Below are 20,549 nucleotides of genomic sequence, written 5' to 3'. Positions count from 1 at the left end.
TTTTGAAGATTACGGGTGATTATCCCCTTATGGCTATGGTAATCTAGTGAGGTAGTCTGTGCGATCCAAGAAGCTAAAGGAGAGTAGAATTGACGATGGACGAGAATCGAGCTTTTGAAGGCAGCTATCAGGGAGAAAAGGCAGTTTGGTTGAGATATGACCGCTACGAGGCGGCAATTCTGCCCGAGGTTGGGGGAAATCTGATCGCTTTCCGCGATGTGGCAAGCGGTACTCAATATCTGCATGAACCAACAATGGACGAAATGGAATCGTTTAAGGCGAGACCCTTCATTCACGGGATTCCGGTCTTATTTCCTCCGAACCGCTTCGAGGATGGCAAGTTTCCTTGGAACGGACGTACGTACCAATTCCCGGTTAATGAACCTGCAACGGGCAACCATCTGCATGGTTTTGTACATAGCGAGACTTGGGCGGTTGAAGAATTCCGCACAACAGCGAGCGAGAGTTATGTAATTGTATCGCTTCAAGTCGATGAGCAGAGTGCCGTATATACGTACCTGCCGCATAAATTCACGATTAGACTTCGTTATGCGATCAGCGCAGACGGTTTGCACCAGCATGTAATGGTTCGCAACGATGGCGATGATGTTATGCCATGTTTATTCGCTTTCCATACTTCGGTGAATGCGCCGTTCGTTCCGGGCGGTTCCGCGCAAGACTACCGCTTGAAGCTGACGATCGGCGAGCGCTGGGAGATGAGCGAGCGCATGCTGCCGACAGGCAAACATCAGCCGCTGTCTGCGAACGAAGAGCTGATGAAAGGCGACGGCGTCTATCCGTTCTTCGAATCGCTGGACAACCACTATACGGCTGCAGCCCAAAATGGACGCAACCGGATGGAGCTGACCGATACGAAACATGGCATTACGCTCGTTTATGATGTTGGTACTTCGTACAAGCAGTGGATGATTTGGAATAACGGCGCAACAGAAGGTTTCTTCTGCCCAGAGCCGCAAATCAACCTCGTGAATGCGCCGCATGTGGACATGCCTGCGGATGAAATCGGCTTGTTCAGCCTTGCTCCGGGCGAGATTTGGGAAGAGACGGGACGCCTTTACGTGAAGAAAGCTTAATTTGCAGCCTGTTTTTGCTTCTATGGTCTTCAATAGCGTCTCCTCCGTTCGTCAGATCGGAGGAGACGCTATTTTCTTGTAATACATAGGTTCGATGGTGATATTGCAGTCAATTATTGCCTATTCTGACTGGCTGCCGGGAGTGAAAATGTTGCTAGGTAGGCAAAGTCCGCATCGGCTGCCGGCTCGTTCACTCCATAAGGAGGGGTTGAGTCGCCTGCTGCTGCGGACTTCGTTATTTTAATGAATGGCTTCGTAGGCTGTAGACATTCGTGTCATACGACTTGCCGTCCTGTACGATATAAGCTCGCAGGACACCTTCCTGCTGAAAGCCGAGCTTCGTTAATAAGGCATGTGAAGCCTTATTTTCCGGGAAAACAACGGCACCGATTCTTGTCAGATCAAGCTGTTCAAAGCCGTAGGCGACGATCGCTGCAACAGCCTCCGACGCATACCCTTTATGCCAGTGATCCGGATGGAGTTCATAGCCGATCTCGGCTCTGCGATGCTTAGGCGCCCATGCATTAAATCCAATCGTGCCGATGATACGGTTATCTACGCTGTCTTTGCGCTGAATTCCCCAACGCATACCGCGTTTCTCTTCATAATTTCGAGCAAAGAGCTCCACGAAAGCGGCAGCCTGCTCCAACCGTTCGAGCGTTTCTTGCCCATAGTAACGCATCACGTCCACGTTCGAGAAACAATCCAATATCCCAGCTGCGTCCGCGTCAGTTAGCTCTCTTAATATCAGCCTTTCGGTTTCTAATCTCGGAAACAGATAAGTCCCTCCTAATCATGGCTGCGATAGATGTCCCTTGCGGATTGCAGACGGCGTCGAGTTACGAACCTTCTTGAACACTCTACCAAAATAAGTCATATTGGAGAAGCCCGCACGTTCGGCGATTTCGGCGACAGGATAATCGGTATCCAGCAGCATTCGCTCGGCTTCCTGCACACGCAGCATATGAATGTATTCGATCAAGGTTTTGCCGGTGACCTGCTTGAAGATTTTGCAGAAATGAGTCGGACTTAAATTCACCATCCGCGCTGCGTCGTTCACGCTGATCGATTCCTGGTATCGCTCGCGCAGCGTTTGGAGCAAATGCGAGAAATCATAGGGTTTCTGTGCACGCGGCAGAGATAAGTCCGTGTGCTGCTGGGCATATCGAAAATAAAGCCCGAAAATCCGCAGCAGCTCTGCTTTCACGAGCAGTTCATACCCCGGCTGCTTCCCTTGGAATTCCTCTACCAGTTTCGCGAAGGAATGATTCATCTCATGGATGTAGGGGGCTGTCGCCTGCATCAAGCTTGGCCATTTCACCTGCTGCTGCAAGTAGGGCACGAAATAATGATGCTCCGTAATATCAAGCCCGCTTCCTCGCACCAATGCCTCGTTAAACACGATGCATATAAGCTCTGTATCCGGCTCGAGCGTGACAACGCCATGAAGCTGCTTCGTATTGATAAACGCTAATTCGCCCTTATTCAAAGGCATAAACGAAGCATCGACTTGCACGCGGGCGCGTCCTTCTTTGACGTACACCCACTCCATATGATCATGCCAATGCAAATGCACGTCCTTCACGATGAACACATTGATGGGAAAAGTACGGTCGGGAATCCAGGTATTCTCTTTAAACGGACTTACCGTCATTGGGACAGCCTCCTGTCTATACGTACGATTTTACGTCATAAGCGGGTTGAATCTCAATTGGAATCGCTTTTATTGTCTAACTGATCATAAGATTGTACGAATAGTTCGCAATTTTGTTTCTAGTTTCAACCTCCTGCTTTCGGTACGATAGGAGCAGATAGAGCATCTGGAATCGATGGAAAGGTGATGGAACAAATCGTGAACAATATTCGAATCGGAACACTTGTTAACGGAAGTACAGCAGCATCGGTCATCCCGCAAATCATCCCGCACGGCTTCGAGTCATTCGGCTTAACGTTCTGGCAAACGACGCAAGGCACAGATTTAAAGGAGCTCGCTCATCAAGTCAGAGAACAGCTGGCAGAGCGCGATATTGTGATCTCGACATTAGGCATTTTCGGCAATCCTCTCACCGGCGCAGGCGACAGCTATGATACATTAGCCAGCTGGGAGCGGTTAATAGATGCTGCAGAAGCTTTCGGCACGGACCTTGTCACCGGATTTACGGGAAGAATGCCCGGCAGCATTGACGAGTCGATGACGAGATTTGGTGAAGTGTTCGGTGAGTTGAGCAAACGGGCAGCGTCACGCGGCGTTCGGATCGCGTTCGAGAATTGCGACATGGGCGGTACATGGGGGCGCGGTGAATGGAATATTGCGCATAACCCGACGGCATGGGAAATGATGTTCAATACGGTGAAGGCGGACAACATCGGCCTGCAATGGGAGCCCTGCCATCAGATGGTGAGCCTGATCGATCCGATTCCGCAGCTTCGCAAATGGACATCTAAAATATTCAACGTCCATGGCAAAGATGCTACGATCGCATGGGATGTTGTGAAGGAATATGGCATTCACGGTCCGCGTGAATTTGTTTGGCACCGGACGCCGGGATTCGGCGATTCCAACTGGACCGATATTATCTCCATTCTGCGTCAAGCCGGCTACAAAGGCAGCATCGATATCGAGGGCTGGCATGATCCGGTCTATAGGGATGAGCTGGAGATGACAGGTCAAGTGCACGGTCTCAACTATTTGAAACGCTGCCGCGGCGGCGACTTTGTTCCTAATCCGGTATAGAAGGAGTTCGATGAACGATGAAGCATCGCATTGTGGTAGCAGGCTGCGGAGGCATGTCCAATACATGGATCGATTACGCGGTTGAACGGGAAAATGCTGAAATTGTCGGCCTAGTCGACATTTATGAAGAAAGCGCCAAAGCACAGGCAGCTAAGCGCGGCCTGCAAGTACCGACCTTCACCGATCTGGCGACGGCTTTAGCAGAAACGGATGCCAATCTTGTATTCGATGTTACCATTCCGGCCAGCCATAAACTGATCGTAACAACGGCCATGCGCGCAGGCTGTAATGTATTGGGCGAGAAGCCGATGGCCGAATCGTATGCTGACGCGGAAGAGATCGTAGCGGTAAGCAAAGAAACAGGCAGAAGCTATGCCGTCATGCAAAATCGCCGCTATAACAAGCAAATCCGTACTTTCCTGGATTTGATCGGCTCCGGAGCAATTGGGACGGTTGGCGCGATACATGCGGATTTTTTCCTCGGACCGCATTTTGGCGGCTTCCGCGATCTGATGGATAATCCGCTGATCGTGGATATGGCGATTCACACCTTCGACCAAGCCCGCTTCCTGAGCGGCGCTGATCCGGTTTCGGTCTATTGCCACGAATATAACCCTCCGGGCTCTTGGTACAAAGGAAATGCAGCGGCCGTTTGTATCTTTGAAATGAGCGACGGATCGGTATTTACCTATAACGGTTCCTGGTGCGCAGATGGACTCAATACCTCGTGGGAAGCGAACTGGCGCGTCACCGGCAGCGAGGGAAGCGCGCGCTGGGACGGTGCAACGATGCCGTACGGCGAAAGCGTAGATCGCTCGAAAGCGGAGGGCTTCATTCGTGAAATGAAGCGGGTGGAAGGCAGTCAAGAATGGAACGGGCGTGAAGGTCACTTCGGCTGCATGGATGAAATGTTCGCAGCGCTCGAGGAGAATCGTCTTGCCGAGACGAACTGCCACGATAACATTAAGAGTGTTGCCATGGTGTTCGGCGCGGTAGAGAGCGCACGCTTGGGGCAGAAGATCAAGCTGTAAGCTGCAAGAGCTGGAAGGAAGAGAGAGTCTGCCATTAGGGCGGCTCTCTTTTTGTCGTGCGGTTAGAGTGCTTCCATTCGATACATAATAACGGAAAAACCATCCAGCGGAGGTATATCTATGACTTCAACTGAAAAGCATACTTTGCCAACGCTATCACATACCCTGCATGAGTTCGAGGACTGCAGTGATCTCATTCACCGTACGATTCCTAATCTCGGGGTTGATCTTGTTTTTATCGGCAACCTGATAGCAGGGGATAAGCTGTACAGAGATTTGATCAATCTGATCGAAACTGCGGATCAAGAGCAGATGCAGCAGTTCGTAAAGCATTCGAAATTTGTTCCGATGACAGACAGCAAAGAACTCATTGTCAGCATTTTATCCGGGCGAGCAGCCGTATTCTATGAAGGCTACGCTTATGTCGTGGATGTTTCCGGCAACGAAGGGCGCTCGGTTTCCCAATCGGAACAGGAAACAACGATTACAGGGCCTCATGACGCATTCACGGAGGATGCCGGTGTCAGTCTTGGCTTGCTTCGCAAGCGGATTAGGAGCTCCCATCTTAAAGTAATCAAGCTCACAGTAGGTGAGGTTACGAAATCCGATGTTTATGTGCTCTATATCAAAGACTTAGCCGATATATCGTATATCAATGAGCTCAAGAAACGAATCGAGGACATTGAAATCGATGCCGTGCTGGATACAAACATGCTCATTCAGCTTATTGACGATAGTCCTTACGCACTTTTCCCGCAAATATTGACCTCTGAACGTCCCGACGCTATCGCTTCCAAGCTTGTAGCCGGACGCGTGGTCGGATTGATGGACGGAAGTCCGACGGCATTCAGCATACCCGCTTCATTCGTTGAATTCTTCTCCTCTTCCGACGATTATTACATGCGCTGGATGCTCGGCTCGGCGACGCGAATTTTAAGGTTCATTGCCCTCTTCATCACGATGATCTTCACAGCGCTCTATGTGTCGGTCACAACCTATCATTACGAAATGATCCCGCAAAACCTCATTTTGACTCTGGCGGAATCCCGCAGCAGGGTGCCTTTCCCTCCCGTGTACGAGGCGTTGCTGATGGAGCTTACAATCGAGCTGCTCCGAGAAGCCGGCGCCAGATTGCCGACAAAAATCGGGCAAACCATCGGTATCGTCGGCGGTATCGTTATCGGTCAAGCCGGCGTGCAAGCTGGTTTAACCAGTAATATTCTCATTATTGCAGTTGCTTCCTCGACCATTGCTTCATTCGTTATCCCGAACTATACCATGAGCGCTTCGATACGTCTCATCCGATTCGGTCTGATCTTGTTGGCCGGATTCTGGGGGAATCTCGGACTGGCAATGGGCCTGGCTGCTGTCATGATTCACCTGAGCGGTATGACCAGCTTCGGTTCTTCTTACTTGACTCCGATCGCACCTTCTCAGCCCAGCGAGTGGCGTGATGTGCTCTTCCGCGCCTCATTCAACAAACTGAACTACCGTCCTTCCCAGACGCGCACGAAGAATAAGATCAGAACCAAGATGAAGAGGTGAGCTGCCTATGAATGGGTCAGAGAAGCTGTCTGCATTTCATATGACCATACTTGTCTACATGATGCAGTTTGGAGTCGTTATCTTCATGCTTCCGCAGATGCTGAGCAAAACCTTCGGTACGAATGGGTGGATTGTACTGCCCGGCTACGGGCTGATTGTCATCATCAATTTGCTGCTGATCGGGGCTGTTTATAAGCTCGGCAAGGGTAAATCGATCTTCGATATTTTGGAACATGTGATTCCCAGAATGCTGTTGATGCCGCTTTATTTGTTTCTTGTCGGCGTGTGGGCTATGCTGGGTTGTTTGGTTGGCAAGGAATACGTGCTTATTTTTCAAATGCTGGCCTTTCCTACGACTAATCCGATGGTGTTCAAGCTTGTCATGGATGTGCTGATATTCTGGTTGATGATCAAGGGGCTGTACAATATTTCAAAAGCCGCCACGATGTTCTTCTGGTTCTCAGTGTGGATGCTGCTGCTGGTGTTTTTCTTCTATGGCGAATTCAGCTTTGCGAGGTTAACGCCGTTCTTTCTTAAAGGCGGAACAGGCTCTTTGGCAGACTTTGTCGGCATATATTCGGCCTATCTCGGCTATGAGCTAGTGATGCTTACCTTTCCTTCGACCGATGCCAAGACTAAATTTCTCCGCTCAAGCATCCTCGGCAGTCTGCTGACAACGATAATCTATACCTATATTTGCTTTGTCGCATTCGGCTTCTTAAGCCCGAAACAATTGAACCGAATGCTGTATCCACTGCTGGACCTCATGGCGTATATAAAATTCCCGTTCGTCGAGCGGCTGGAGAGTTTATTCTGCGGGTTCTTCCTATTCACAACTGTGTTTACAGTCGTCATGTATTTATGGTCGGCAAAGGAGACGGGCCGCAGAATATTTCCGAAAATGAAAGAAAATGTGCTTGCCGGCATCATTGTGCTGCTGTGCTATATTGTCGCCTATGTCCCTGACACGATAAGCGATGTGCAGACATGGCTCAAAATGTTCAGTGCCGTGGAGTGCATCATTGCGTTTACCTTGCCGCTGCTGCTCATTATAGTGTTGGCACTCACGCGGGAGAAAGTGGCATCCGCATGAAGCTGAACATGAGAAAAATAATGCTGCTGCTGCTGGTTACACTGACTGTTGCAATGACCTTAACGGGCTGCGGCGATCAGCGGATTCTCGAGAAGCTCGGTTTCTCCCAAACGAGCAGCTATGATTTGGTGGATGACAATAGGCTTGAGATTGCCGTTTCCATGCCGAAGGCGGATCCGCAAGCACGCACGCAGCGCGAGGTGCTGAGTGCGGTCGCAGCGAGTGGGAAAGAAGCCAGAACCAAGCTCGCGAAACAGACCAATCTGCTGCTGGTCAGTGGTCAACTCCGCAATGCGTTATTCAGCATGTCAATTGCGAGAAGCGGAATGATCAAGCATTTGGACACCTTACTGCGTGATCCTTCTATTTCTCCGCGGCTCAAACTATCCGTCGTGAACGGGAATGCCAAACAATTGCTGCAGAAGGACTATAAGCAGCATCCCATTACCGGTAAATATATCGATGGGATTCTGGATAAGGAAGCAATGGGCAGGACGATCCCCTTAACGTCGCTCTACTCCTTCACACGAGATCTGTATGATGATGGAATTGATCCTGTTATGCCTGTTCTCAGAGATTCCGGTGAGCATATTAATATCGATGGTGTGGGCTTGTTTCGGGATGACCGCTACATCACGATGATTCCTGCCAAGGAAGGGATCATATTTGCTTTTCTTAGAGGTTCCTTCAAGCAGGGCGAGGTCGCAGTCCAATTGAATGGCCATCAGAGTATGGGAGATACCATCTTGTTCAGCTCTCTCATAAGCCGCTGGCGGGTGAAGGTCGGCCGCGATTCATCCGGAGTGCCTTCGGTTCACATTCACATCAAGATCAAGGGATCGGTTCTTGAATACACCGGCAAGCTCTCCCTCACTGAGCCCGGGGACCAGAAACGAATCGAGCAGCAGGTTGCGAAGAAACTGACTGAGCGGGGCCAGAAGCTGATTGCCTTTATGCAGAAAAACCGTGTTGATAGCATTGGAATGGGCATTCCGGTTCGCAATCATATGAGCTATGCCGCTTGGGAGAAATTGAACTGGCCTGAGGTTTATCCCTCAATAAAGGCAACATGCAGCTTCACGGTGGTGATTAATAATACCGGGAAGTCGGCGTAAGGCAGAAGAACCATAATGAAGCAAATAAATAGAAAAATGCAGCAATGTTCCAGGGGCCGACGATTTTCTATACTGAGAATAGGAGGGGAGTGCCTGCGATGGAGATAAGAAAGCAGGCTGGTCGGCATGCAGGAAAGGAGGGAAGCGGCGTCCGCAAGTGAGCGGCTGGAAACCGAAGTATTAACATATGATCCGAGAGGGAGTGTATGATATGTTAACCGGTTTACGCGTAGGTTTGAGAAAGCGGCGGTTCAGCTCGTTACTGCTGGCCTTCGCCATCATGATGGGGGCACTTGTCATTCCGCAGCAAGCATTCGCAGCAGATTACACCGTGCAGAAATGGCAGACTGTCGAGATTTCATTTACCAGCTCCAAGACGTACACAAACCCGTTTCAAGATGTGGACGTGACCGCGACTTTCAGCGGGCCCGGCGGAGTTACGATTACCCGTCCGGCTTTCTGGAACGGCGGAGCCGTTTGGAAGGTTCGGTTTGCCCCGACGGTGACCGGTGCTTGGACGATGACGACAGCCGCAAACGATACGACGGATACCGGATTGCACAATGTAACGAAAACGATTCAAGCCGATGCCTATACCGGTAGCCAGGCGATCTACCAGAAGGGTTTCCTGAAGGTAAGCAGCAATGGCCGCTATCTCACGTATAATGACGGCACACCGTTCTTTTACTTAGGCGATACGCATTGGATTTTGCCGCATGAACGGTTCTCGACCTCGAATAAGGCAGGAGTGGCCTCACAGTTCAAATATGTGGTGGATAAACGCGTAGGCCAAGGCTTCACGGTCTATCAATCCGAGCCGATTTGGCAGCCGCATGGCGGAGGCACGCATACCGGAGCGGATGAAGAGGCGGTAGCGAACCTGAGCGACGGCTTCTCGAGCGGTGACTTGCCCGGTTTTGATAACCTGGATCGGAAATTCAAGTATATTGCCGATCAAGGGCTTGTCCATGCCAATGCGCAAGTAACTTGGGCACTTGATCCGGCTAGTTATAGCGGCGTGTATACGGATGCCTACATGGCGCGTGTGGCTAAATATTGGGTTGCGAGGTATGGCTCTTATCCGGTGATCTGGACGATTGCCCAGGAGATCGACCGCAACATGTACAACAACTACAACGCCACGACGATGAGCAAATGGTATGCGGTCGGGCAGAGCATCTCGGACAATGATGCGTACAACCAGCCGCTCATGCCGCATATGGAGAATACCGGTACGTCGGTGGCATCGAATTCCACTTGGGCGAGCAAGCCTTATCATGATGGCTGGGCGATTCAGTGGCAAGGCGATATGACCGGCATGAGTACGGCGAAGGACTTCTGGAACTTTACGACAGCCAAACCTTCGGTTATGTATGAAAGCGCATACGACGGCTTCTGGACGGATTCTCGCGGTGCTTTAGGCGCTGCGTACAAGTCGTTCCAGTATGGGATTTACGGGTATGGCTATGGAGCTTCGGGCACGTGGAACGATGTATATTCCGTTTCGGGCGCGGCAGATGATTTCGGCACCGGCTACGAGCTTCCGGCGCGGTACACCTGGTGGTATGATGGCGCGAACTATGCAACGGGCGATCAATTGACGTACTTTAAAAGCTTCTATACGTCGCTGGAGTGGTGGAAGCTTGTTCCGCGATTCGATGATGCCAGCTGGGGGGCGTTCAACGATACATCGAGGTCGCTGCTTTCTTCCGATGGTAATTCGGTGTATTCGGTCTTCTTCTTTAACGGCACGACCAGTACCGGCACCTTGAAACAAATGGACAATGCGTTCCTTTACAATGCCCGTTGGTACAATCCGAGAACCGGTGCCTACACGACGATTAGCGGCAGCGCGCAGGCAATATCCGGCCAGTGGAACATACCGGCCAAGCCGGACGCGAACGATTGGGTGCTTCTTGTGCAGAAAACGTCGACTCCTGCGCCTAACTTAACGAATTTGGCGCTGAACAAGACGTATTCCAGCTCTTCTTCGTGGGATGCGAATCAGCAAGCGCCGAAAGCCTTCGACGGCACAACGGCGACGAACTGGCAGGCGTGCAATACCTGCTGGAACGGTCAATGGCTGGAAGTGGATTTCGGTGCCAACACGACTTTCAATAAAGTAGTGCTCACCGAATATGACAGCCGGACAACAGGGTACCGGATCGAATATTGGAATGGTTCCACATGGCAAACCGCATATACCGGTACGAGTATCGGTGCAAGCTTCGTGCCGAAGACGATTACGTTTAGCGCAGTAACCGGCAGTAAAGCGAGAATATATTTTACTTCGGGAACAGCGAATGCCCCGATTATTTATGAATTCGAGGTTTATTATGATGTGCCGAATCTGGCGCTAGGCAAAACCTACTCCAGTTCCTCCTCATGGGATGCCAATCAGCAGGCGCCAAAAGCCTTCGATGGCACAACAGCGACGAACTGGCAGGCCTGCAGCGGCTGCTGGAGCGGTCAGTGGCTGGAAGTGAACTTCGGGGCGAACACCACCTTCAATAAGGTTGTGCTCACCGAGTATGACAGCCGAACGACGGGTTATCGCATCGAGTATTGGAACGGCTCCACATGGGTGACGGCTTACACGGGAACAACCATTGGAGCAAGCGGAGTGCCGAAGGTGATTACGTTCAGCGCGGTAACGGGCAGCAAAGCCCGCATTTATTACACATCGGGAACCAGCTACGCGCCTATTATTTATGAGTTCGAGGTTTATAATCAGTAATAGAAAGCAGGAAAGGCCGGGTGCCTCGCTAGCAGCGAGATGCCCGGCCTTTCTTAGTCATGGATTAAACAATATTAGGTGCATCTACGTTCGGATCCGTATCCGCTTCATAATCGACGCCTGCCGTTTCGAAGCCGAACAGCTGGAAGAACTCTTTGCGGTAGCCTTCGAGATCCGAAAGCTGCTCAATGTTTTCCGTAGTAATGGCATCCCATATCTTCGCCACTTCTACTTGAACATCCTCGCGAAGCTCCCAATCGTCTATGCGAATGCGACCTTCCTCATCTACCGGAACCTCGCCGCCTGCATATAGGCGCTCGGTGAACAAACGATAGGTTTGCTCGATACAGCCTTCGTGCAGCCCTTTCTCCTTCATGACCTTATAAAGTGCGGAGATATAGAGCGGTACAACAGGGATCGCGGAGCTGGACTGCGTGACAAGCGCTTTGCTGACGGTAACGAATGCGCGGCCGCCGATTGCGCTTAGCTGCTCGTTGAGCTTCTTCGCTGTAGCTTCCAAATGATCTTTCGCTTGGCCGATGCTGCCTTCGCGATAAATCGCTTGCGTAATCTGCGATCCGATATACGAGTAGGAGATCGTTGTAGCGCCTTCTGCGAGCACGCCGCCTTGCTGCAAGGCGTCAATCCACATTTGCCAATCGTCGCCGCCCATAACCGTTACCGTATCTTGAATCTCCTGCTCCGTCGCAGGCTCGATTGTAATCGAAGTGACTTCGCCGCTGTGGAAGTTGACGGTTTTGTTCGTGTATGCAGCACCGATCGGCTTCAATACGGAATTCGCCGTTTCGCCTGTCTTCGGATCCGTTCTGCGCGCGGAAGCGACGCTGTATACGACCAGATCAACCTGACCCAGCTCCTGCTTGATCAGGTCAACCGCTTTCTGCTTCGTCTCGTCCGTGAAGGCATCGCCTGTCACGCTGAATGATTTCAGGCCTGCTTGCTGCGCAGCCTGTTCGAATGCAGCGGAGTTGTACCAGCCTGCCGATGCCGTGCGGTTTGCTTTGCTCTCACTTTGGCGGTAGACGCCAACCGTATTAGCGCCGGCACCGAATGCCGCGACAATACGAGCTGCCAGGCCATATCCCGCGGATGCTCCGATGACGAGCACGTTGCGAGGCCCATTGATGGCTGCGTGTTCTTTAACATAATCAATTTGTTCCTGCACTTGAAGGGCACAGCCCGTTGGGTGAGCGGTCGTGCAGATAAAACCGCGTGTTCTTGGTTTGATAATCATGTGTGTCTATTCAATTCCTCTCATACGGTTGTTTCGCATTATAAGTATAGGCAATGCTCAATGTTCTGATAGTACCTTTAATGAGGGAAATCCGCAACATTTGAAGCAATTTCCGTCGATTTTACATGGGATGGAAACATTTTCCTTTGCTATAATAGAACTTACGTTAAGTTGCCGGAGCAAGACGCGGAATAGACTGGGACGAAGGGCGTAACCTAACGAACGTAAAGTGGGGAGTGGATTCAGATGGTTAACGTTATCAGTCCGATTCAACATGTTGTGGGAAGCGTGTTTGTCCACGTCACGGACCTCCGCCGATCCGCGGCGTGGTACAGCATGGTAATGGGGCTGCCTGTATTGGAGGAGCGTCTAAACGGAGGCAATGTTTATTGGCTGGCCCTGCAAGGTGGGACAGGCCTCATACTGGATGACAACAAGAGCAACTCGCCTGATATGCCGCATGTTAGATTCATGTATAAAACCGATGATATAGAGGCGGCTCGCCGATTCCTGGAGGAGAGAGGAATAAGCAGCATCAGTGAAATCGATCGCCCGCATCCGGGACTTTCTTTCTTCCGATTCGAGGATCCGGATCGCAATGCGGTCATGGTTACGCAATCGGACTATGAGTCTGAGGTCGTGGAACGCGAAGCAGGTACGGAGAATCCCATTATGAATCAGATCGTCGGCGTTTTTCTGAATGTTACGGACATGAAGCGTGCTGTCCGGTTTCATAGCGAGGCGCTGGGCCTGACATACAACGTAGATGAGATCGGGCCGGAAGACTCCATCTACAGCCTGCTGATGAAGAGCGGCAGCGATATTCTGATCGATGACAACCGTCATCGACATGGCGATAACTATGAGACGTTATTTATGTTGGTAACGAAAGATATAGAGGGGGCACGCGCCTATTTGGCATCGCAAGGTGTGCCTGTGTTTACCGACATTGAACGGCATGGCGATCGTCTTGCTTTCTTCACGGTAAAAGATCCGGATGGTAATGTTATAATGATCTGCTCGGAGTAGGCGTATAGAAAAACGGCTTCTCTTCACATGAACTGTGAGGAGAAGCCGTTTGGTTTATTTCTTCTGGCCAATCGGCATCATCATGCCATTGTCCATGCCCATCATGCTGACGCTGCCGTCACTGTCATCGCCTTCGTACAAATAAACCTCGGTGCCGAAAGCCGGCTCCGCATAAGGAAGGTGAGTGCGGCCGCGTGCGAGAATTTGGCGGTAGTTGCCGGAATCGCCTTCGTAGCCGTCATGATCCCAAGGCACCCAAGAGCGGGCATTGCAATAATGACAGACGTAAGAGCGGCGGAAGCGGTCGGTTGTCTTATTCGGGTACGACCGGTGAAACAGATGTGAGTGGAAGAACAAGACGTCGCCCGGCTGCATCGGAACCGAAATCGGTGGCGGATATTTGGCAACCACCTTCGATAACGTGTTTACTTCATCGTCCAGATGGCTCACGTTCTGTACGCCATTCAAATTCGAGAAGGCATCCAAGGCATGCACATTGCCGCCTCCGATTCCGTCCGGCGGATAGATCGGTTCATGGTTGGAGCCCGGCGCTACCCAGAGGCAGCCATTCTCTTCGTCGACTTCTTCGAGCGCGATCCATGCGCCGATCAGCGTGTCCGGATGCGTCTTGATATAACAAGCGTCCTGATGCCAGCCTTGGCCGCCGCGGCCGGGCGGATTCAGGAACATCATGGATTGTACCGCATACACATCCGGCCCGATCAGTGCCTCGGTCACATCCAGGATGCGAGGGTTCAGCATGCCGCGTTCAGCGGCAGGTTCGATGCGAGAGAGCATGTGGACGCGTGTCGCATCCAGAAACTCTTCATGAAGCGGGTCGCCGCCATTGGACTCGCGAGCGGGTTTCTTATTCTTGGTTCTCGTCTTCTCGGCAAGCTCGTAGAGTTCGGCGATGTCTTCTTTTGACACCAGACCTCTTACGATGAGGTAACCGTTGCGATGATAATGCGCATATTCCTCCACACTGACCAGATAACGGTCAACCCGCTCACGGGACTTAGGCGTATAGTAAGTTGCCATCGATTCTATTCCTCCAGTAACGAGATGATATGCTTTTATTGTGCAATATTAAGAGAGCGGTTTCAATGGAAGGAAACGATTTTCGATGTGTTTATTTGATATCCGGGTTTACGACGATATGCCGATTGACGAAAGTGCGATCCGGATCGGCGCCAATCGCCGTATGGCGGAAAATCGGTCCTTTGCAGCGCTCCATATATTCGGTTGCGGTGATGCCGCGGATCCGTTTGTACATTTTGGAGAAATGATGCTCATCGCCGAACCCGGCCAGGTAGGAGATTTGCTTGACCGTCCCCGCGCCTTTCATCATCAATTCCTCAGCACGATGCAGCCTGCGCTCGAGCAGCATCCGTTTGGGCGACATGCCGACAGCTTCGACGAACATCCTTGTAAAATGCGCATGAGACCAGCCGGACTGCTGAGCGACATTTTCGATCGTAATCGGCTCTGTGAGATGCTCTTCCATGTAGGCGATGCTGTTTGCGATTTGCACAGGGTAGCTGCTAATTGCGAACTCCGGCGTTTTATCGGCGAAGGCGGCCAGTTCTTCGATGGCTGTCGTTAACAGCGAGGCGAGCCTGCGCCGCCAGTGGTGGGATTGATAGTTGGCGACCACGACGATCTGATTCATGATGGCGCCGATTAAGCTGCTTTGTGCGGCCGGAACCACGTGAATCGTGCTGAGCAGCGCGTTGAAACGCGGATCCTTCTCCCGCAGGAGATCGTAGTCGAAGTGAACGAATAGATGCCGAACGTTGCGGTCGCAATCAAACAAGTACCGGTGTGCGGTATCCGGTTGCGTGAACACGAAACAAGGCGCGCTCAGTCGGTGCTGGATGGGCTGCGGCCCTTGAACCTCATACATGGTATCTGATCCTTCGGGAAAATAGACCAGCTCATAATCGACAATGGTGCGTGGTCCAACCTGGTGACCGCCCGCTTGCACGATAATATCGCCAATACTGTTAATGATCGGTGAACCGCTTTGATTGGGCAGCATCCGGCGGACATCCTTTCTTTCAGCTGAATCTCGTATAGGCGCGCAGGGGATTCGGCGTCCTTTGGGTATATTATTGCTGAGGTTCAGCCTTCTGTGCAATAGATTTGCGAAGAGGCTCGCAACTGTTTGCTGCTGAGGAGCGTCCATAGTAGAAAGGAAAACTATTTCCGCGTATGAGGAGATGTCGTGATGAAGAAGAAATGGATTGCCGTGTTGTGCGTGGTATGTTCGCTCGTAACAGGAACGGCTGTTTACGCCGCTGGTCAGTTGTCACTTAAGATAAATGGGGTACTCGTAAAAGATAGCGGATCGTACTTGCGAGATAGTCGCGTATATGTGCCTCTTCGCATCGTGGCAGAACAGCTGGGCGGTGAAGTGGGGTGGAACTCGGCTAAGAAGGAAGTCAGCATCACGGGCGGAGGTAGCGGCACGGTTGATATTTGGAAGGATGATTCTTTTCCCGGCTATATCCAATACAACAGCGTCATTAATGTAGTGAACCGCTACATGGCTGCGCTTCAAGGTGCATTCTCCAGCTCTTATGATGCGGATGACGACTTCAAACTCGTGCTCTCGGCGCAGGCGATCCAGGATGATGTGCGCGTGTGGCATCCGTTCTCGGGAATGGTAGGCTCTTCGATGCGCAGCATTTCGAGCTATAAGATTATAGACGGCAGGACGACGGGCAAAGACGCTGCCAACAGGCCAATCTACGAAGTCGCGGTGCGCTACAATGTCATCAATCCCGGCGACGACAGCACCTATAAGCAAATTACGAAGGCGTATACCGTCATCACCGAAGTGATGAACAACCAGTTGTTTTACAAAATCGATCAGGAACGCCTCCTCAGCACTGTCAAGCTGAATCAGGAGCCGAGTCCGTTTAAGTGACTTAATGGAAGCGGGAGCGGGAGCGGGGTGTTTGCTCTCGCTTTGTTGCGTTGTGGTGGCGCGCGGCCATGATGCGCAAGCTTCTTCGCAGCGTGTTCGTTCGTGTGATCGCCAAACCATCCTTAATTCCGCCCGAATAGCATTTACCGAGGAGCATTAAGCGGATATACCGCTTAATGCGGCCAAACTAACCCAAATGAAGCATCAAAAGCGGATATGCCGCTTAAGATCGCAAAAACACCCTCAAACCTGCTCGAACAGCCTATGCTGTGGAGAATTAAGTGGATATGCCGCTTAAAGCGGCCAAACTAACCCAAATGAAGCATCATAAGCGGATATGCCGCTTATGAACTGCACCTCGCCCCAAATTCCGCCCGAACCGTGCAATCTGCACAACTATAAACGGCTATATCGCTAACTGCCCCATCCCGCCCGCACGCCCCCATCCCAACCCGAATCCTCCAATTTTCTTATTGAAATTACCAACTGGGCGAGCTATAGTGAAAGTAGCAGTTAGGTTTACTATAAAGAAGTTGGTTTTATATACAAAACCAACTCATCAACAATGGATGAGGCGATTGGCGTGTCTGAGGAACGCAAGTACTGGGTGCCGGCGCTGGAGAAAGCGGATAAAGTGTTGGCCGTTTTGGCGCGGGAGCCAGCCAAGCATAAGCTGATCGACTTATCGAAGAAGCTTGAAATCAACAAGAGCTCGATGTTCTCCATGCTGAGCACGATGGAAATTCTCGGCTGGGTGAAGCGGGCGGCAGGCGATACGTATGTGCTTGGCCATGCTTTTGCCGAGTTCGGTTCCTCGTATTTGAAGCAATATGATCTGCATCAATTTTTCTTGGACGAAGCGATATCGGTTCGAGATCGGCTGCAGGAGACCATTCAGCTCGCGAAACGCGTGGACGACCAGGTGTTGTACATGGGAAAAGTGGAAGCGATTTCGCCGGTCCGGCTGCAATCCGAGCCAGGCATGCGGCTTCCTGCACATGCAACGGCGCTGGGCAAAGCCATGCTCTCGCAATTAAGCGAGCAAGAACGGCTCGCCTTGTACCCGCAGCTTGAGCTGACGAAGCTGACGCCCCATACGATCGACAACCGTGATGAGCTGTTTGCCCAGCTGGATGTCATTCGCAAGCAAGGTTACGCCTTAGATGATCAAGAGTCCGTGATGGGCTTCCGATGCGTGGCGGCTCCCATAATAGCCGGCACGAACGCGAACCAAACGGCTGCCGTCAGCTGCTCCATGCTGCTTCACCAATGGGAGGTCAAGTCGAGCCAAGCAATCGAAGAAATGACAGGGCTTGCACAACGACTATCGGTACCCAAGTAACGCGATCACCTGCCTAGGTATCGCACACGATTACAACCACAACCTATGAGGGAGATGAGAGAATGCGATTGCAAAATAAAGTAATTCTCATTACAGGCTCGGGCTCCGGTATCGGCAAGAGCACAGCGCTATTGTTTGCTCGCGAAGGTGCAAAGCTCGTCATCAATGATCTGTCCGAGCAGAACGGGACAGCTACGGTGAATGAGATTAAAGAAGCGGGCGGAGAAGCGATCTTCATCCGTGCGGACGTCACCAATCCGACTGAAGTTTCCGCCATGGTGGATCAAATTATCGCTCATTACGGCGTCATCGACGTGCTCTTCAACAATGCGGGGATCAGCGGCGTTGGCCTGCTGCATGAGATCGAACCGGAAGCTTGGGACCGCGTCATTAACGTCAACATTCGCGGCGTTTTCTTGCCTTCCAAATATGTCATCCCTCATATGATGGAGCGCCGTGTCGGCTCGATCATCAACATGTCTTCCTGTATTGCCGAAATCGGTCTGGCACGCCGTGCTTCCTATGCTGCAACGAAAGGCGCCGTTCTTGCGCTTACGAAGTCGATGCAAGTAGACTACGCGCCTTATAATATTCGTGTTAATGCACTTCTACCGGGTACCATCATGACCCCATTCGTAGAGAACTACCTGAAAACCTCTTACGCCGATCCGGAAGAGGCGATTGCAGGCTTGAAGAAACGCCAACTTAGCGAAGAATTGGGGTTACCGGAGGATGTTGCCAAAGCAGCGCTCTTCCTGGCATCCGATGAGTCTTCGTTCGTGATGGGCGCTCCACTCTATGTGGACGGCGGCGTCGTATTCGGCAAGAACGCTTAAGCTTAACTAATCCAAGCTGAATTTAGCTTTTTCTTTTCATTCACTTTCTACTATAAGATCGGAGGCCCATTCACTTATGAAACTCATTAGCATTTCCAAACAAGGTCGTAATGCGCTTGGCGTAGTAACAGAGAACGGGGTTGTAGACGTAGAAGCAGCCCTTCAGGCGGCTGCCGGAAACGCGAGCGCGGAAGTGCCATCAACGGTGATGGCCGTTATTGAAGGCGGAGAGGCTGCTGCCTCTTCCCTTAGAAACTATATCGCTTCCCTTCAAGTAGCTGGCGGCGAATCCTATGTTCGTCAAGAAAGCGAAATCGAATGGGGACCATGCGTCACGCATCCGAACAAAATCATTTGCATCGGGCTCAACTACCGCAAACATGCGGAAGAAACGAACGCGCCAATTCCGGCTTATCCGATTCTGTTCAATAAATTCAACAATACACTGACAGGCCATCTGAAAGACATCGCGGTTCCGAAAGTAACGGAGAAGCTGGATTATGAAGCGGAGCTTGTTATCGTTATCGGCAAGAAAACCAAGTATGTGGCCAAAGAAGACGCACTCTCTCACGTATTCGGCTACTGCGCCGTGAACGATCTGTCCGCGCGCGACCTGCAGCTTCGTACACAGCAATGGCTGCTGGGCAAGTCCTGCGACGATTTCAGCCCGCTCGGTCCTTACCTGGTAACTGCCGACGAAGTAGGCAATCCGAATGATCTGTGGATCAAATCCACGGTGAACGGCGAAGTTCGCCAGAATTCCAATACATCGGATATGATTTTCGCTTGCGATGAGATTGTCAGCTATGTGTCGCAGCATATGACGCTTGTGCCGGGCGATGTGATTTTGACGGGGACGCCTGAAGGGGTTGTGCTTGGTCTTCCGGTCGAGCAGCAAGTGTACTTGAAGCCGGGCGACGAAGTAACAATTGAAATCGAGAAACTGGGCGCGCTGACGAACCGTTTCGTAGCAGACGCAGAATAAGAGAAAAGGAGTGCCTCGGCACTCCTTTTTTTAAGAATTTAACGCCGTTCGACAGTCGCGACGACCGGATAATGATCCGAAGGATAGCGTCCGTTATAGAGATTCCGGTCAACATGAACGTTACGTACAAGGGCATTAGGTGAAACGAAAATATAATCAATCGGTACGCCGTCTTCTCCCCCATGATAGTCGTGGAAGGTGAGACCAGGTTCTCCGGCGAGCGAAGCGTAAGCGTTTAGGAGTCCGAGCTCGTTCAAGGCGCCGATGACATCGCTGTCGGGCCCGCAATTGAAATCACCTGTAAGAATAGCAGGGATATCGCCTGCAATGGCAGAAGACTGTTTCATTCGCTCCACGATCAGCCTAACCCCGTTCGTGCGAGCCTCAGCGCTTATATGATCCAAATGGGTGTTGAACACGACCCATTCTTCGCCGTTTGATTGACGAAGCTTGGTCCAGCTGCACATGCGGGGACAGGCGGAGTTCCAGCTTGTGTAGCCTAGCTGCTCGGGAAATTCGGACAGGCCGAAATGTCCGCTTTCGACGGGCTCAAGCACGGCATGCCGATAGAATATCGCGCAATATTCGCCTTCCAGCTGGCCGGTGCGGCTGATGCCAAGCCAGCGATAGTCAGGCAGCAGCGCCTGCAGGTCCTGCAGCATGGCAGCAGTACCTTCCTGCGTACCGACGACATCGGCATCTGCTTGCTTAATGGCTTCGGCTGCTTCTTGAATCCGGTGTGGCCAAGCGTTGTCGCCGTCTGATTCAACATGGACTCTCAGGTTAAACGTCATGAACTTCACGGTCGTGTTCCTCCAATC

At 51.5% G+C, this 20,549-nt stretch carries 18 protein-coding genes; 12 read left to right on the top strand and 6 right to left on the bottom strand.

The features are described 5' to 3' along the window. The first annotated feature begins 95 nt into the window (after positions 1–95). Positions 96–1,094 carry an aldose 1-epimerase gene (locus tag AC6ESO_RS28225; protein WP_497094302.1) on the top strand — a complete coding sequence of 333 codons (999 nt, stop codon included), beginning with the start codon at positions 96–98 and terminating at the stop codon, positions 1,092–1,094. A 235-nt stretch (positions 1,095–1,329) separates the two neighbouring features. On the opposite strand, the gene AC6ESO_RS28220 is transcribed toward AC6ESO_RS28225, so the two are convergent. Continuing rightward, on the bottom strand, positions 1,330–1,872 hold the full coding sequence (locus tag AC6ESO_RS28220) for a GNAT family N-acetyltransferase (RefSeq protein ID WP_497094316.1): 543 nt from the start codon (positions 1,870–1,872) through the stop codon (positions 1,330–1,332). Positions 1,873–1,887: 15 nt separating this feature from the next. Next, a complete protein-coding gene (locus AC6ESO_RS28215) occupies positions 1,888–2,748 on the bottom strand; it encodes a helix-turn-helix domain-containing protein (RefSeq protein ID WP_497094301.1) in 861 nt (286 codons plus the stop codon). Positions 2,749–2,934: 186 nt separating this feature from the next. Here AC6ESO_RS28215 and AC6ESO_RS28210 point away from each other — a divergent pair, with 186 nt between their 5' ends. The 6 genes from AC6ESO_RS28210 (at position 2,935) to AC6ESO_RS28185 (ending at position 11,349) form a co-directional block, all read left to right on the top strand. Beyond that, positions 2,935–3,828 carry a sugar phosphate isomerase/epimerase family protein gene (locus AC6ESO_RS28210; RefSeq protein ID WP_497094315.1) on the top strand — a complete coding sequence of 298 codons (894 nt, stop codon included), beginning with the start codon at positions 2,935–2,937 and terminating at the stop codon, positions 3,826–3,828. A gap of 17 nt (positions 3,829–3,845) precedes the next feature. Further along, positions 3,846–4,859: a Gfo/Idh/MocA family protein gene (locus tag AC6ESO_RS28205; RefSeq protein WP_497094300.1), complete on the top strand. Its 1,014-nt coding sequence runs from the start codon at positions 3,846–3,848 to the stop codon at positions 4,857–4,859. A 120-nt stretch (positions 4,860–4,979) separates the two neighbouring features. Beyond that, positions 4,980–6,404 carry a spore germination protein gene (locus AC6ESO_RS28200; protein WP_497094299.1) on the top strand — a complete coding sequence of 475 codons (1,425 nt, stop codon included), beginning with the start codon at positions 4,980–4,982 and terminating at the stop codon, positions 6,402–6,404. 7 nt (positions 6,405–6,411) lie between these two features. Then, on the top strand, positions 6,412–7,497 hold the full coding sequence (locus tag AC6ESO_RS28195) for a GerAB/ArcD/ProY family transporter (protein WP_497094298.1): 1,086 nt from the start codon (positions 6,412–6,414) through the stop codon (positions 7,495–7,497). Beyond that, positions 7,494–8,612: a Ger(x)C family spore germination protein gene (locus AC6ESO_RS28190; protein WP_497094297.1), complete on the top strand. Its 1,119-nt coding sequence runs from the start codon at positions 7,494–7,496 to the stop codon at positions 8,610–8,612. Before AC6ESO_RS28195 ends, AC6ESO_RS28190 begins: the two co-directional genes overlap by 4 nt. 211 nt (positions 8,613–8,823) lie before the next feature. Next, entirely contained in the window at positions 8,824–11,349 is a 2,526-nt protein-coding gene (locus AC6ESO_RS28185) for a discoidin domain-containing protein (protein WP_497094296.1), read from the top strand. Positions 11,350–11,413: 64 nt separating this feature from the next. On the opposite strand, the gene fabV is transcribed toward AC6ESO_RS28185, so the two are convergent. Further along, positions 11,414–12,604 (bottom strand): enoyl-ACP reductase FabV, encoded by a 1,191-nt coding sequence (fabV, locus tag AC6ESO_RS28180; protein ID WP_497094295.1) that lies wholly within the window; start codon positions 12,602–12,604, stop codon positions 11,414–11,416. A gap of 246 nt (positions 12,605–12,850) precedes the next feature. Between fabV and AC6ESO_RS28175 the strand changes: the two genes are divergently transcribed. Beyond that, positions 12,851–13,633, top strand: coding sequence for a VOC family protein (locus tag AC6ESO_RS28175; RefSeq protein WP_497094294.1), 783 nt, complete (start codon positions 12,851–12,853; stop codon positions 13,631–13,633). Between the two features lie 54 nt (positions 13,634–13,687). Here the strand turns inward: AC6ESO_RS28175 and AC6ESO_RS28170 are convergent, their stop codons facing one another. Together AC6ESO_RS28170 and AC6ESO_RS28165 are read right to left on the bottom strand one after the other, a co-directional pair. Continuing rightward, positions 13,688–14,674 (bottom strand): phytanoyl-CoA dioxygenase family protein, encoded by a 987-nt coding sequence (locus AC6ESO_RS28170; RefSeq protein ID WP_497094293.1) that lies wholly within the window; start codon positions 14,672–14,674, stop codon positions 13,688–13,690. A 91-nt stretch (positions 14,675–14,765) separates the two neighbouring features. Beyond that, on the bottom strand, positions 14,766–15,674 hold the full coding sequence (locus tag AC6ESO_RS28165) for a helix-turn-helix domain-containing protein (protein ID WP_497094292.1): 909 nt from the start codon (positions 15,672–15,674) through the stop codon (positions 14,766–14,768). A gap of 189 nt (positions 15,675–15,863) precedes the next feature. On the opposite strand from AC6ESO_RS28165, the gene AC6ESO_RS28160 reads away from it, so the two are divergent. The 4 genes from AC6ESO_RS28160 to AC6ESO_RS28145 all read left to right on the top strand — a co-directional run bounded on the left by AC6ESO_RS28160 (position 15,864) and on the right by AC6ESO_RS28145 (position 19,728). Continuing rightward, positions 15,864–16,565: a stalk domain-containing protein gene (locus AC6ESO_RS28160; RefSeq protein ID WP_497094291.1), complete on the top strand. Its 702-nt coding sequence runs from the start codon at positions 15,864–15,866 to the stop codon at positions 16,563–16,565. 583 nt (positions 16,566–17,148) lie between these two features. Then, complete coding sequence (locus AC6ESO_RS28155; protein WP_497094290.1) at positions 17,149–17,907, top strand: IclR family transcriptional regulator; 759 nt, start codon at positions 17,149–17,151, stop codon at positions 17,905–17,907. Between the two features lie 62 nt (positions 17,908–17,969). Continuing rightward, positions 17,970–18,743 (top strand): glucose 1-dehydrogenase, encoded by a 774-nt coding sequence (locus tag AC6ESO_RS28150; protein WP_494816758.1) that lies wholly within the window; start codon positions 17,970–17,972, stop codon positions 18,741–18,743. A 76-nt stretch (positions 18,744–18,819) separates the two neighbouring features. Beyond that, positions 18,820–19,728 carry a fumarylacetoacetate hydrolase family protein gene (locus tag AC6ESO_RS28145; protein ID WP_497094289.1) on the top strand — a complete coding sequence of 303 codons (909 nt, stop codon included), beginning with the start codon at positions 18,820–18,822 and terminating at the stop codon, positions 19,726–19,728. A 38-nt stretch (positions 19,729–19,766) separates the two neighbouring features. On the opposite strand, the gene AC6ESO_RS28140 is transcribed toward AC6ESO_RS28145, so the two are convergent. Then, positions 19,767–20,522 (bottom strand): endonuclease/exonuclease/phosphatase family protein, encoded by a 756-nt coding sequence (locus tag AC6ESO_RS28140; protein ID WP_497094314.1) that lies wholly within the window; start codon positions 20,520–20,522, stop codon positions 19,767–19,769. Between the last annotated feature and the right edge of the window lie 27 nt (positions 20,523–20,549).

This window comes from Paenibacillus rhizoryzae (assembly GCF_059686995.1).
This window is presented reverse-complemented; position numbering and strand designations above follow the sequence as displayed.

Coding starts and splice junctions, on each gene's coding strand:
- AC6ESO_RS28200 (WP_497094299.1), top strand. CDS start 4,980: ATGACTTCAACTGAAAAGCATACTTTGCCAACGCTATCACATACCCTG.
- AC6ESO_RS28195 (WP_497094298.1), top strand. CDS start 6,412: ATGAATGGGTCAGAGAAGCTGTCTGCATTTCATATGACCATACTTGTC.
- AC6ESO_RS28140 (WP_497094314.1), bottom strand. CDS start 20,522: ATGACGTTTAACCTGAGAGTCCATGTTGAATCAGACGGCGACAACGCT.
- AC6ESO_RS28225 (WP_497094302.1), top strand. CDS start 96: ATGGACGAGAATCGAGCTTTTGAAGGCAGCTATCAGGGAGAAAAGGCA.
- fabV (WP_497094295.1), bottom strand. CDS start 12,604: ATGATTATCAAACCAAGAACACGCGGTTTTATCTGCACGACCGCTCAC.
- AC6ESO_RS28210 (WP_497094315.1), top strand. CDS start 2,935: ATGGAACAAATCGTGAACAATATTCGAATCGGAACACTTGTTAACGGA.
- AC6ESO_RS28185 (WP_497094296.1), top strand. CDS start 8,824: ATGTTAACCGGTTTACGCGTAGGTTTGAGAAAGCGGCGGTTCAGCTCG.
- AC6ESO_RS28170 (WP_497094293.1), bottom strand. CDS start 14,674: ATGGCAACTTACTATACGCCTAAGTCCCGTGAGCGGGTTGACCGTTAT.
- AC6ESO_RS28205 (WP_497094300.1), top strand. CDS start 3,846: ATGAAGCATCGCATTGTGGTAGCAGGCTGCGGAGGCATGTCCAATACA.
- AC6ESO_RS28165 (WP_497094292.1), bottom strand. CDS start 15,674: ATGCTGCCCAATCAAAGCGGTTCACCGATCATTAACAGTATTGGCGAT.
- AC6ESO_RS28150 (WP_494816758.1), top strand. CDS start 17,970: ATGCGATTGCAAAATAAAGTAATTCTCATTACAGGCTCGGGCTCCGGT.
- AC6ESO_RS28215 (WP_497094301.1), bottom strand. CDS start 2,748: ATGACGGTAAGTCCGTTTAAAGAGAATACCTGGATTCCCGACCGTACT.
- AC6ESO_RS28190 (WP_497094297.1), top strand. CDS start 7,494: ATGAAGCTGAACATGAGAAAAATAATGCTGCTGCTGCTGGTTACACTG.
- AC6ESO_RS28145 (WP_497094289.1), top strand. CDS start 18,820: ATGAAACTCATTAGCATTTCCAAACAAGGTCGTAATGCGCTTGGCGTA.
- AC6ESO_RS28160 (WP_497094291.1), top strand. CDS start 15,864: ATGAAGAAGAAATGGATTGCCGTGTTGTGCGTGGTATGTTCGCTCGTA.
- AC6ESO_RS28175 (WP_497094294.1), top strand. CDS start 12,851: ATGGTTAACGTTATCAGTCCGATTCAACATGTTGTGGGAAGCGTGTTT.